The 13436-nt window shown below is 70.4% G+C and carries 5 protein-coding genes; 2 read left to right on the forward strand and 3 right to left on the reverse strand.

Translation table 11 applies throughout. The features are described from left to right. Positions 1 to 54: 54 nt before the first annotated feature. Positions 55 to 1035 (forward strand): LacI family DNA-binding transcriptional regulator, encoded by a 981-nt coding sequence (locus IEX05_RS10535; RefSeq protein WP_229661257.1) that lies wholly within the window; start codon positions 55 to 57, stop codon positions 1033 to 1035. A 189-nt stretch (positions 1036 to 1224) separates the two neighbouring features. Here IEX05_RS10535 and IEX05_RS15480 read toward each other — a convergent pair whose 3' ends face one another. Continuing rightward, a complete protein-coding gene (locus IEX05_RS15480; RefSeq protein ID WP_308423417.1) occupies positions 1225 to 6972 on the reverse strand; it encodes a rhamnogalacturonan lyase family protein in 5748 nt (1915 codons plus the stop codon). Between the two features lie 234 nt (positions 6973 to 7206). Between IEX05_RS15480 and IEX05_RS10545 the strand changes: the two genes are divergently transcribed. Further along, entirely contained in the window at positions 7207 to 9441 is a 2235-nt protein-coding gene (locus IEX05_RS10545; protein ID WP_188701644.1) for a beta-L-arabinofuranosidase domain-containing protein, read from the forward strand. Between the two features lie 48 nt (positions 9442 to 9489). Here the strand turns inward: IEX05_RS10545 and IEX05_RS10550 are convergent, their stop codons facing one another. Then, positions 9490 to 12774, reverse strand: coding sequence for a hypothetical protein (locus tag IEX05_RS10550; protein ID WP_188701646.1), 3285 nt, complete (start codon positions 12772 to 12774; stop codon positions 9490 to 9492). A 5-nt stretch (positions 12775 to 12779) separates the two neighbouring features. Next, positions 12780 to 13430: a hypothetical protein gene (locus IEX05_RS10555; RefSeq protein WP_188701648.1), complete on the reverse strand. Its 651-nt coding sequence runs from the start codon at positions 13428 to 13430 to the stop codon at positions 12780 to 12782. Positions 13431 to 13436: the final 6 nt, after the last annotated feature.

The following is a 13436-nucleotide window of genomic DNA, read 5'->3' on the forward strand; positions in this document are numbered from 1 at the left end:
ACTGTCAAGCGCGAAGACGCGCGTGACACACTTAACCTTCGGGGGTATGACGATATGGTGACGATGCAGGACGTGGCCCGCGCGGCGGGCGTCTCACCGATGACGGTGTCGAACGTCGTCAACGCGCGCCCGCACGTGAAACCCGAGACGAAAAAGCGCGTCCTCGCCGCGATCAACGAGCTCGGCTACCGGGTCAACGCGGCCGGCCGCAGCCTGCGCACGGGTCGCACCGGAACGATCGGCTTCGCCGTTCCGGAGGTCGACAACCAGTACTTCGCGCACCTCATCGGCTGCGTCGTCGACGAGGCGGCGCAGCAGGGCATGCGCGTGGCGATCGAACAGACCGACGCCATGCGCGAGACCGAGATCGAGGTCGTCTCGACCTCGCGCAATCGGCTCTACGACGGCCTGCTGCTCTCGACGGCAGGCCTGACGGATGCCGACACCGCGCTGCTGCAGGTCGATTACCCCATCGTGCTGCTCGGCGAGAGCCTCTTCGATGCGCCCCTCGACCACATCGTCATGCCCAACTTCGACGGCGCGCGGGAGGCAACCGAGCACCTCATCGCGCAGGGGTCGCGGCGGATCGCCTACCTGCGGCGCCCCGACACCGAGCTCGATCCCCGGCGCGAGGGCTACCTGGAGGCAATCGCCCGGGTCGGGCTCGAGCCGATCCTCATCGAGGTCGAGGGCCTCGACATCGCATCGGGCGCACGCGCCGTCGGCGCCGCCCTCTCCCAGGGGCTCGTCGTCGACGCGATCGCCGCGTTCACCGACAACCTCGCGATCGGCGCCGTCCGCGGCGCCGCCGACGCGGGGCTTCGGGTGCCCGACGATCTGCGCGTCACGGGCTTCGACAACGTCCCGCTCGCGGCCCTGTCGGTGCCGTCGCTGACGACCATCGCGCCGGATCACTCGACCACGGCGCACACCGCCGTGACCTTCCTCCTGGAACGCATGGCGGGATCCACGGTGCCCCCGCGCACCTTCACGATCCCGCACACGCTCATCGTGCGCGAGTCGTCGACGCGTTAGCGCCGCGCCGCGCCGCGCACGAGTCAGCAAGTCTCCGACGAATCATCCGTTGTCGCTGGAGGATTCATCGGAGACTTGCTGAGATGTCGGGAAAGTGATGAGTCTTCACGTTCCCATTGAGCCGTCACGCCTCCGCGCGGTCATCTGCAACGTGACGATGACCGCGCGGAGGCCGGTGAACTCGGCGACTTACTCCTCGCCCACCCCCTCGTAGTCGACCGTGAGCGTGCCCTCCGTGCCATCGTCCAGCGCGTAGGCGATCTCGACGGATCCGGCGTCGAACGATTCGGCGCGCGTCTGGAACGCGATCGACCTGCTCGCGCCCGCCTTCAGGCGTTGGATCTTCTTCTCACCGAACCGCGTCGTCACGTGCGCCGTGACGAACTCGTCCGACGTGTTCGTCACCGTCACCGTGAGCACGAGCCCGTTGCCGATCTCGCGGTGCGAGATCTCGGCCGACACGGGGGCGCCTGCCTCCGGACCCTCGATCGGCTCGGGCTCGGGAGCCTCCACCGTGTATCGGATCGACGGCGCCGCCGGCTGCTCCATGCCCTCGCCCAGGAAGTAACTCGTGTGCGGGGGCTGGTTGTAGCCGGTGTTCTGCCACGCGACGCCCAGGCGGTAGACCGGGTCGTGCATCAGCGTGCGCAGGCGCAGCTCGGTCTCGTCCGTCGTCGAGTAGATGCGCAGCTCGCTCGAGTCGGCGCTGCGCCAGGCGATCTCCTCGCGCCAGTCGCCGAACAGGTCGGCCTGGATGTTCGGGTTTCCCTTCGTGCCATTGTTGGAGCGCGCCCCCTCGTCGGCGAGGATCACGTCGGTGGTCCCGGTCTCCCAGTTCCACTTCGACACGGTCGGGTAGCCGGAGTAGGCCTCCTGGTCGAAGGTGTGGTCGACGATCTCGCGCAGCGGGTCTCCGTCGAACCAGGCGAGGAAGTTCGCCGGCGGGATCGACTCGCTAATGACCTCGCCGTCCGCGGAGACGAGCTGGCCCACCTCCGAGTTCCACGACGAGTCGCCGCCGATCGCCCAGCCCTCGGCGCCCTCGTAGCGGGGATCGATGTCGCCCGCCGCGGCGCGACCGGTGTCGCGCACGGCCGGGATCGACCAGATGATCTCCCCCGTCGCGGCGTCCCGCATCGTGGCGCCCATGCCGCCCTCGGCGGCGACGTGCTCCTGAGCCGCGAAGACCTCCAGGCCCGGCCGCGAGGGGATGAGGTCGGAGAGGTGGATGGCGTCGCCGTGGCCGAGGCCCGTCGAGTAGAGCAGGCCTCCGTCGTCGTCGATCGTCGCGGATCCGTAGACGATCTCGTCCTTGCCGTCGCCGTCCACGTCCGCCACCGAGAGGTTGTGGTTGCCCTGACCGAACAGGGCCTCGTTCGCCTCGTCGTTCGAGTCGGTCACCCAGCGCTCGATGAGCTTCTCGCCGTCGAAGTCGTACGCCGCCACGACGGCTCGCGTGTAGTAGCCGCGGCTGAAGATCGCGCTGGGGTGCTCGCCGTCGAGGTAGGCCGTGCCGGCGAGGAACCGGTCGACGCGGTTGCCGTAGGTGTCTCCCCAGGCGCCGACATCGCCGCGCGGCGGGTTGTAGTCGATCGTGTCGATCGCCGCGCCCGTCGCGCCGTCGAACACCGTCAGGTACTCGGGGCCCTGCAGAACGTATCCCGAGCTGTTGCGGTGATCGGCGCTGGCGTTGCCGATGGGCGTCCCCGCGCCGTCGATCGTGCCGTCGGCGGTCTTCATGATGACCTCGGCCTTGCCGTTGCCGTCGTAGTCGAAGACCTGGAACTGGGTGTAGTGCGCGCCGGCCCGGATGTTGCGCCCGAGGTCGATGCGCCAGAGGCGGGTGCCGTCGAGCCGGTAGGCGTCGAGCAGCACGCTGCCCGTGTAGCCGGCGTGCGAGTTGTCCTTCGCGTTCGACGGATCCCACTTCACGAACAGCTCGTAGGTGCCGTCGCCGTCGACGTCGCCGACGCTCGTGTCATTCGCCGAGTAGGTGAACGGCTGGCCGTCCTTCGTGTAGCCGTCGGCGGGCTTGTCGAGCGGCACCGAGAGGTAGCCGCCCGCCTGCACGCCGAAGTCGTCGGTCGCCGTGTACTCGCGGCCGTCGCGCACCTGGGTGACGGTATACACGGATCCGTCGGATCCGCCCGCGTCGAGCAGGTTCGTCGAGCTCGCGATCGGCTCCTCGGTGATCCTCTCGCCGTCGCGGTACACGTGGAAGGAGATGTCGTCCGGATCGGTGCCCAGCATGCGCCACGAGACGAGCACGCCGTTGTCCGCATGCACGGCCACGGGCGCGCGGTCGAGGTACTCGGCCTGGCGCTCGAGGGTCGTGACCGCCTCGGTCGCGAGCTGCTCGGATCCCTCGCCCGCGCCACCCGCGTTCACGCCGACGACCGTGTAGTAGTACGGGATCGTCGTCAGCACGTCCTCGTCGGAGTAGGAGGCGTCATCCGCGATGCCGATGAGCTCTCCGCGCTCGCCCGCCTTCTCCGAGCGGAACACGAGGTGGTAGAGCGCCTCGTCCGCGGGCGTCCACGAGAACGACACGAGGTTCTTCTCGGTGTCGCCGACCGTGAGCCCGGTCGCGGCTGCGGGAGGCGCAACCTCGTCGTCGACGAGCGAGACCTCCACGGTCGGGCTCGGAACCGACTCGAGCCCCGTCTGGTCGACGGCCGCGACGTAGTACTCGTACTCGAGCCCCACGCGCGCGTCGGTGTCGGTGTAGGCGGGCTCGTCGACCTCGTCGACGAGGACGGGTGCGGAGTCGAAGAGAGAGGTCCGATAGACGTTCCAGCTCACGCCCTCGACATCGTCCCACTCGAGCGAGATCGCGGGGCTGTCCGGATCCGCGTCGACCTCGGTCGCCTCGAGCCCGGTGGGGCCGAGGAGGATCGGGGTGATCTCGAGGCCGTTGAGGCGCGAGCCCGACGCGGGGCCGTAGGCCTCGATATCGATGCGCCCGTCGGTCACGAGGAAGGGGCCGCGGAGCGTCTCGTTCACGGATCCGGTGCCGGCGTTGCCGCTGCCGGCCTCCTTGCCTTCGATCCGGAAGCTCGTGCGGCTGCTGCCGATGAAGTCACCGGAGTAGGTCTTCACCGAGTACGTGCCGTTGGGGACGTCAAGCGCGAAGGTCGCGCTCTCGCCCGGCAGCACGAAATCGCGCACGAGGTTGTTGGCGGCACCGCCCTGGTCGCCGCGGTCGCGGCCGCCGTTCGCGGGCAGCGCCGTGAGGAAACCGATGCCCGTCTCCTCGCTGTACTGCGTGTCGGGCGTGACCTCGGTATAACCCTCCATCAGCGGGTTGCCGGCGAGCTGGAAGTCGTACTTGTACAGCGCTTCCTTCGTCGTGAAGGTGACCGTCTCGCTCGGATCCGATTCGCCGCGGCCGTTGACCGCCACGACGCGGTAGCTGTAGGTGCGCCCCTCCTCGAGCCCCTGCACGAGCGAGCTCGGCTGGGTGACCATGCCGACGAGCGCCCACTCTCCCGCGCCGTCGTCCTGGCGATAGATCTTGTAGATGTCGGCCGTCGGCGAGGGCGACCACTGCAGCGTCGCGCCGCCGTTGCTGATGGCGCCCGCGACGAGGTCGGCGGGAGCGGCGGGCACGGCGGCCGGCGGCTCGACGTCCGTCACCTTCGAGGCGAGCGGGTCGTCGAGCTGGGCCACGTCCTGCGCCACGAGGCGCGCCATCTGGATGGCGCCGTATTCCTGGAAGTGCGTGTCGTCGGTCGTGCCCGCGGGCCTGTTCGGGAAGACTCCCGGATCCACGTGCAGGAAGACGGCCTTCGCCGCCTCCGCGCCGATCTCGGTCAGGTAGGCGCGCGACGACGCCGAGAGGTCGACGAGCAGCGCGTCCTCCTCCTCGGCGACCTCGATCGCCTTGGCGACGTACTCGGGGAAGCTCACGTTCGCCTCACCCGTCTCCGCGTTGAACGAACGCCGCGACACGGGCGTGACGATCACGGGCGTGGCGCCGCGCTGGCGCGCGCCCTGGATGTACTCGCGCAGGTACTCCTTGTAGTCCTCCGGCGAGGCGTAGCGGTCGTCGACGCCCTGCGTGGCGTCGTTGTGGCCGAACTGGGCGAACAGGTAGTCGCCCGGGCGGATGTTTCGAAGGATCTCGTCGAGGCGCCCCTGGGTGATGAAGTTCTTCGACGAGCGACCGCCGATCGCGTGGTTGGCCACCGCCACGTCGTCGGCGAGGAAGCGCTCGATCATCTGGCCCCAGCCCGCCTGAGGCGCGTAGGCGATGGGGTCGTAGCTCTGCACCGTTGAATCGCCCGCGATGTAGGCGGTCGGGATCGCGCCGGCCTGCCGCGCCGCGAGCCGCGTGATGGTCAGCGCGTTCACCGCGGCGGCGTCGCCGCCGAACTCGAGGGTCAGGCGCCCGTCGATCAGCGCGATCGGGAAGGCCATCTCGAGGTACTCCCCCGCGGCCTTCGGATTCTCGAGCACCTTCGCCATCTTCTCGGCGGTGATGGTCGTCGTGGTGGCGTTCTCGGCGTCGCCCGAGACGACGTCGATCGAGTAGTCGGCCGCGGGCAGGTCGATCTCGAACACGCCGCCGGCCGCCGCGACGAAGTCGCTGCGCACGGCGTCGTCCGTGCCGCGATCGACATCGGCGGCGACGGCGGCGGGCGCCGTCGAGAAGCCATAGCCCCAGTCCTCGTCGAACGCCGTCGCGCTGGTGACGCCCAACGCGTTCTCCGCGAGGGCACCGGATCCGAAGTCGAAGGTGACCGACTCGCCCTCGGCGATCTCCGGCAGCGCCTCAGGCTGCGCGTAGGCGGGCGCCGAGACCGGCTCGCTCGCCGCGGAATTGCCCGCGGTGTTCCGCGCCGTCACGCGGTACGACCACGCCGTCGAGGTGTCGACCGCGTCGGTGTAGCCGGTTTCGGCGACCGTCGCGATCTCGGCGAAGGCGCCGTCCTCGCCGGCGCGTTCGAGGACGTACTCCTCGGCGTTCGCCGTGGCCTCCCACGCGAGCACGACGCCGTCGGCGGTGACGCGCGAAACGGCGAGGCCGCTCGGGGTCTCCGGCGCCGCCAGCTCGGGAATGACACCCGTCGTGATGACGTCGCTGCGCGCCGATTCGGCGCCGAACTCGTCGACGGCCACGACCGCGTAGGCGTAGTCCGTGCCCGCGGCGATGCCGCCGTCCGTGTGCTGCGGCTCGCTCGTCTCGGTGATCTGCGCGAACTCGCCCGGCTCACCATCCGTTACCTCGGCGCGCAGCACGCGGTAGCTCTCGGCGCCCTCGACGGCGCCCCAGCCGAGGCTGACGCCGTCCCAAGCGATCCGCGTGGCCTCGAGCCCCGCGGGCGTCTCGGGCAGAGCGGGGGTGATCACGATGCCGTTGATGTAGGCGCCCAGCCCACCCCCGGTGATCGAGATCGTCAGTTGCCCGTCGGTCACGACGGCACGGAAGGTCGCGGTCGTCGTGCCGCCTCGTCCCGTCGTCAGGCGATCCTGTGCGACGCCCTCGATCGTCAGCGACGCGTTCGTGCCGGAGGTGCCGGCCATCGCGTCGCCGATCGTGACGGTGACGTCGTACGCGCCGTCCGGCACACCGTCGACCTGGAAGCCCCAGGCCGCGCCCGCCACGAAGTCTTCCGCGACGGGATCCGGCTCGGCGAGGCTGCCCGTGCGGTCGCGGTCGAAGAGGCCGCCGCCGTCGGGCAGCGTGATGCCCCAGCCCTGCTCCTCGGTGTACAGCGAGCCGGTCGTGACCTGGTGATACCCCTCGGCCACGGGGCTGGTCGGGGTGCCGAAGTCGAAGCGCCAGCTGCCGTCGTCGCCGGGCTCGAGGGCTGCGGCGGCCGGGCTGGCCGCGAGAAGCGTCGCGACGATCGCGGCGGCCGTGCCGCTTGCGATGCCGAGGCGGGCGAGGGATCGCCCGCGTGGTGATCGGGAATGGTGCGTGGATGGATCCACTGTCTTCTCCTTAGAACTTCGCCATCGAAGGTTCTTCCGAGCCGCGAGCGCGGCGCCGCGGGCACGCCGAATAGCGGTGCCGTGCGGGGGTCGAGGGGCCGGGCGGCTCCCTCGCCGCTCGATCATGGCAGGAGTTTTTGTATCGATCAAGTACTTGTCCAAAAACGTTTCTCGACGGGCGCGTTCGAAGTCTGTATCGTTACAGGAAATGACGCCCGGTCAGTGGAGACCCCGATGATTCAGTTCCCGCCCCGCGGATCCGTCGCGCCCGGCGGCGACGACGCCCGCGCCCGCTCGACCGTGCGCGACACGGTGCTGCGCCTCGACGTCGAGCGGCTCCTCGCGCCCTTCCGCCGCGAGGCCGGCCTCGCGCACGCCGAGGGCTATGGCGGCTGGGAGGCGACGGGCCTCGATGGGCACACCGCCGGCCACGTGCTCTCGGCGCTCGCCACGCTCTCGGCCGCCGGCGATCCCGAGACAACCCGCATGCGCCGAGCCCTCGTCGCGGGTCTCGCCGAGTGCCAGGACGCGCTCGGCACGGGTTACATCGGCGGCGTACCGCGGGGCCCCGCCCTCTGGGACGAGCTGCGCTCCGGCCGCATCGACGCGGGCGCCTTCTTCCTCAATGACCGCTGGGTGCCGCTCTACAACCTGCACAAGGTCCTCGCGGGCCTGATCGACGCCGCCGAGATCGGTGACGATCAGGCGCGCCGGGTGCTCCTGGCCTACGCCGGCTGGTGGCGCGAACAGCTCGACGCCCTCGACGACGTCGCGCTGCAGCGGATCCTCGAATGCGAGTTCGGCGGGCTCACCGAATCCTTCGCGCGGCTCGCCCTCGCCACGGGCGACTCCCGATTCCTCGCGCTCGCGCGACGGCTCGTGCCGCGCGACCTCGCGGATCCGCTCGCCGCCGGGCGCGACGAGCTCGACGGCCTGCACGCCAACACCCGGATCCCCGTCGTCGTGGGCTTCGCGACGATCGAGCGGGCGGCGCGGGTTCTCGCGCCCGAGCTGCTCGCCGAGGTCGCGGCGTACGAGGGGGCCGCGGCCCGCTTCTTCTTCGACCGCGTCGCGGGTCACCGCTCGGTCGGAATCGGCGGGAACAGCGTGCGCGAGCACTTCGATGCATCGCTCGCGAGCATGTCCACGGCACGCGAGGGCCCCGAGACCTGCAACACGCACAACATGATCAAGCTCGCCGCCGAACTGCACGCACTCACGGACGACGACCGATACCTCCTCGTCGCCGAGCGCGCGCGACGCAATCACCTGCGCTCGGCTCAGCACCCCCGCCACGGCGGGCTCGCCTACTTCACGCCGCAGCGGCCCGCCCACTACCGGGTGTATTCGGCCGAGGCCGAGGGGTTCTGGTGCTGCATGGGTTCGGGCTTCGAGGCCCAGGCCCTGCACGGCGCGCTCGCGTTCTCGTGCCGCGGCGATGAGCTGCGCGTCACGGCACCGATCCCCGCCGCATGGGGCCCGGACGGCCTGCGCATCGAGCAGGACGTCGAGGAGGAGGCGGCCGCGATCGAGGTCGAGATCCGGGTCGAGTCCGCGCGCGACCTCGACCTGTCCGTGCTCGTCCCCGACTGGGTCGACGGATCGGCCGCGCCCTCGATCGCCCCGCTCGCGGGCGACGGCGCGCCCGGAACGCGGCTGCGTTTCGCGGTGCCCGCCGGATCCTGGACCGCGCGGATCAGCTACCCTCGCGCGCTGCGCCTCGAACGCGCGAGCGACGGCTCGCCCTGGGTGTGGGTCATCGACGGCCCCGACGTGCTCGCCGAGCGGATCCCCGACGACGGGCTCGAGTATCGCGGTTCGGCCGCCCGCATGAGCCACATCGCCGTCGGCGCGCTGAGGCCGCTCGCCGAGACCCCGGTGCTCGCGCCCGACGCGCTCTCCGGTGCCGAGCGGACCGGGCCGGGCCGCGTACGTGTGCCGACCTCCCGCGGGCCGGTCGACCTCGAACCGTTCGCGGGCATCCACGACGCGCGATACACGCTCTCCTGGCCGTTCGGCGACGCCGCGGACCGCGTCGCCGAGCTCGCGCGCATCGACGAGGCCTCGCTCGGCCTCGAATCGCGCACGCGCGACGTCATCGCCTTCGGCGAGCAGCAGCCCGAGTCGGACCACGGACTCGAAACGGGCGATGAGGAGATCGGTCGCGACGGCGACGTGCGCTGGCGACGCACCTCCTCGCGGATCCGCGTAACGATGAACGACTGGACCGGGACGGCGGACACCCTGCGGCTCTCCTGGGGCGCGGGCGCGGATGCGTCGAGCATTCGGGTGCGCGTCGGCGGGCGGCTCGTGCTCGACGAGGCGCACCCCCACGGCACGGCCGCCGACGCCCGCGACGTCGCGATCGGTGCGGATCCCGGAACCGTGACGCACGAGATCGAGATCGAGGGCTCCCCCACCCCGCGGCTCACCGAGGCTCGGCTGCTCTCGCCCGACTCGGACCGCTGAGCCCGCGAGCCCGCGGGGTGAGCGCGACCCCGCGGGCGATCTGGGCGGCTACGCCCGCAACAGCACGCAGCCGTGGGCGGCGAGCGGCAGGCGCAGGGCCGTGCTGCCGGGCGCGACGCTGTACACGTCGTGGCTCTGTTCGCGGGCGATCTCGGTCGGCACCGCCTCCCCCGTCCAGACGTCGACGATCTCGCCGGGGGCGGATCCGAAACCGAGCCAGCTGGTGTCGAGCGTCTCGACGGACGCCTCGTCGCGGGTGTTGAAGACCGCCGCCCAGCGCTCGCCGTTCGGGCCCTCGGCGGCCCAGGCGACCAACTCGCGCTCGCGGAACAGCTCGCGGTTGTGCGTCGAGGTCGCGAGGATCCGGAGCACCTCGGCATTCGTGAACAGCGCAATCGTCTCGGGGTCGCTCTCGGGCAGGTGGCCGCCGATCATGAGCGGCGAGCGCGCGATCGTCCACAGGGTCATAACCGAGCGCCGTTCGGCTGGCGTGAGGCGGTCGTCGCGCGGCTCACCGTGATGTGCCCGCACGCCGATGCGGCCGAGCGGGAGCATGTCGCCGTCGGGCCAGCCGTCGCCGGACGCGTGCGGCGCCCATCGCGCGAGCCGGGCGAAGTTCGGCTCGATGTCGGCCCAGTTGTCCCAGATGTCGTCGCTCACGCGCCACATCGTCGCGTGCTGCGTCAGGTGCTCGAGATGCGCCATCGAGAGGTGACGCCCGGGCGAGAGCGAGAGCGCGATCTCGCGCGGAGCCTTCTCGATGGCCGCGGCGTAGGCCTCGATGTCGGCGCGCTGGTAGGGCCAGAGCATGTCGTCGGCCTTGATGAAGTCGATGCCCCACTCGGCGTACAGCGCCAGGCACGAGTCGTAGTAGGCCTGCATCCCCTCGGCGTGCAGCCCCGCATAGTGCGGGTTCCACTCGCAGCGATTGGCCTGATCGGCCACCTGCGAGGCGGTGAGTGAGGTGCCGAGCACCGGTGTATCGGCGGCGACGGCCACGTCGGGAATGCCGCGCATGACGTGGAAGCCGAACTTCAGCCCGAGCGCGTGGATCATCTCGGCGAGCGGCCCGAAGCCCGCGCCGTCTGCGGCGCTCGGGAAGCGGACCTGATCCGGGAGGAGGCGGCCGTACTCGTCGATCACGAGCGACGCGGCCTCGGTGTACCGATGGGCCTGCGCGTTCGGGTCCGACCAGTCGGCGTCGATCACGATCGTGTCCCAGCCGTACGGCAGCAGGTGCTCGGCCATGAAGCGGGCGTTCTCGAGAACCTCCTCCTCGGTCACGGTCGTGCCGAAGCAGTCCCAGCTGTTCCATCCCATCGGCGGGGTGGGGGTCTTGCGAAGCGTCATGTCGTTCTCCCGTAAGCTCAGGGGTCGGATGTTGATGTATTCGAAGGCGGGGCGGCTGACCCGAGTCTCGGTCTGGCCCGCAATGAGGCCCGCCATGCCGCGCGCATGGGTACCGTCGCGGACCTCCGCGACGAGCGCGCCGTCGACGAGCGCCCGGATCCGGTCTCCCCGGCAGCGCAGTGCGAGCTCGATTCGCTCGCCGGCCGCGACGACGCCGCTCGCCAGTTCGCGCTCGCCACCGGGGCTCGTGTCGCGGTGAGCGCGGATGATCTCCTGCTGCTCGCTGTCACCGACGAGCTCGCCCTTGTCGACCTTGCCGTTCACCGACACGAGCCGCCAGGCGCCCGCGGCGTCGATCTCGAACGAGTAGCCCTTCGGCACGAAACCGTAGCCGGTGCCGACGTGGTTCACGCGGGCCATGACCCCACCGGTGTCGCCACCTTCCAGAAGCAGACGAGTGGAGACTTCGATGTCCGCCCAGTTCTCATCGCCGAGGATCGCATAGGGCCGCCAGTCGGGCGCCCACGAGATCGTCGGGATCGGCACTGCCTGTTGCAGGCGCACTCGGCCGTCCGCACCGCGGGTGAGCTCGAACGCTCCTGCGATATCGGCGGTGTAGCGCGGGAGGAAACCGCGCGCTACCGGATCCCCATAGGAGGAGAAGTCGTCGTGGTACGGCAGCGGGAACGCGGCGGGCGCGGGGATCCCGTCGAAGGATCCCTTTCGCTGGCCCGTGGTACTCGTGATCGAGTAGACGGCATCCGGCAGCAGCTCGATCTCGAACTCGCCGCCGTCGGCGCGCAGCGAAGCCTGTTCCACGAACTGCTCGTCGGCGGTGCTACGCCAGACGGACAGCTCCTCGGCCGCGAGGCCGTCGCCGAGCGAGAGCCGCAGCACCTGCGGCGCGGCCGCGCCCGAGGTCTCAACGATGGAGCTCACCTCGCCCTCGGCCGACGCAAGCGTCACGACCGAACCGCCGCCGGGCAATGCTCGACAGCCGCTCTCGAGCAGGCTCCAGCCGAGACCCGTGAACTGACCGTAGTGCGCGTAGCCCCACAGCGCCTCGCGCACGCGGTAGTGCCCCGACCACGGTTCGTTCGCGACGAGCATCGCCGGATCCTCCGAGTAGGGCTCCATCGGGTAGACGGCCGCGATGTCATACCAGAGCACGATCTTCGTCGCGCCGCTCAGAATGACGTTGTCGTTGAAGCACTCGACGATGCCGATCAGGCAATCGAAGCCCGAGCGATAGACGTGGTCTTCGGTGTTCCAGATCGGCTTTCCCCACTCGTCGGCGAGCTCGCGCACTCGCGCCGGGGTGTGCGCGTCGGGCTTGGCGTACATGACGTGGGCGCCGATGACGTCGATGGCGTCGCGAGACTCGATATCGCGTTCGAGTTCGTAGACGAAGTCGAACTTGTCGTCCGGCCAGTGATCGAAGCCGTGCAGCAGCACGTCGGCGAAGCCCGCCTCATCGAGGCCTCGGCGCAGCGCCTTGGCGAACTCGAGGCTCACGCCCTTCTCGTTGCGGCAACCGATCGCCGAGAGTCTCAGCCCGTAGCGGTCCCGAAGGATCCGTAGCCAGGCGAGGTAATACTCGACGGTGTCGGCCGACCAGAACTCGCCGTCGCCGAGCCAGCCGGGTGCGCTCCACGCGGTCGCGTCGAGCGCGATCGCGGGGTTACGCCCGGCGGCCTCCGTGAGGATCCACCAGGTGTATCCGCGCTCGCCGTCGAGGTCGTCGCGGGTATGCATGTGGCTCGGCATCGAGCCCTGAGTGGAGTTGCCGTCGCCGGGAATCTCGACGAGCATCGTGCTGACCGAGGCGCCGAACTTCGGCCTGAACACGAGGTCGAGGATCTGGGAACGCTGTGGCTCCGGGTAATCGCGCAGCAGCACACTGGTGGCACCGCCACCATTCACCGCGCCGATACCGTCGAAGCGGCGATCGCCCGCAGAACGGGCGATCGCCAGGCGAGTCATCGCGGTCACTGTCCTTTTCGCATCGGGATGGCAACCATCGCGAGCGCGACGCAGCCGAGAAGCGGAACGATGAGCGGGACGAGCACCATCGTGAGGAAGACCACGAGCACGATCGACACGGCGAACAAGAGCGTGCCGAGCGGATCCGCGCCCGCGAGCGCCGGAACGGCGCGGAGCGCGGGAAGCCAGCCGGTGTGCGGATCCCACACCGTGCCCGCGAGCACGATCGCGGTCGCCGCCGCAACGGTCACGGCACCGGTAATCCAGGCGATTGCCACTCCGCCCGGGAGGGCTCCGGTTCGGGCGAGCGCGGTGTTCGCCACGAACACGAGGCTCAGCGCGACTAGCCCGAACCCGAGCCCCGCGGATCCGGCGATGCCGGAGCGGATCTCGCGCCAGAAGGTCGCCCAGTGCGAGGCATCGCCGCGGATGAACGCGCGCAGGTGTCGCGATCCCGCCGCGAGGGCGGCGGGAAGGGTGACGACGGGCAGCGACGCGACCGCGACGAGAATACCCGTGAGCATCGCCTCGCCGAACATCTGGAACGGCGAGAGCGCCCCGGGGGCGTTGCTTTCGCCGCGCCGCGTCGGCCCGCTGCCCGAGATGTCCGCCCGGCGCGCTGCCTTCTGCGCGCGTCCGATGTCGTCTCTGCCCATCGTCGC

Source organism: Microbacterium nanhaiense, from assembly GCF_014646015.1.
GTDB lineage: Bacteria > Actinomycetota > Actinomycetes > Actinomycetales > Microbacteriaceae > Microbacterium > Microbacterium nanhaiense.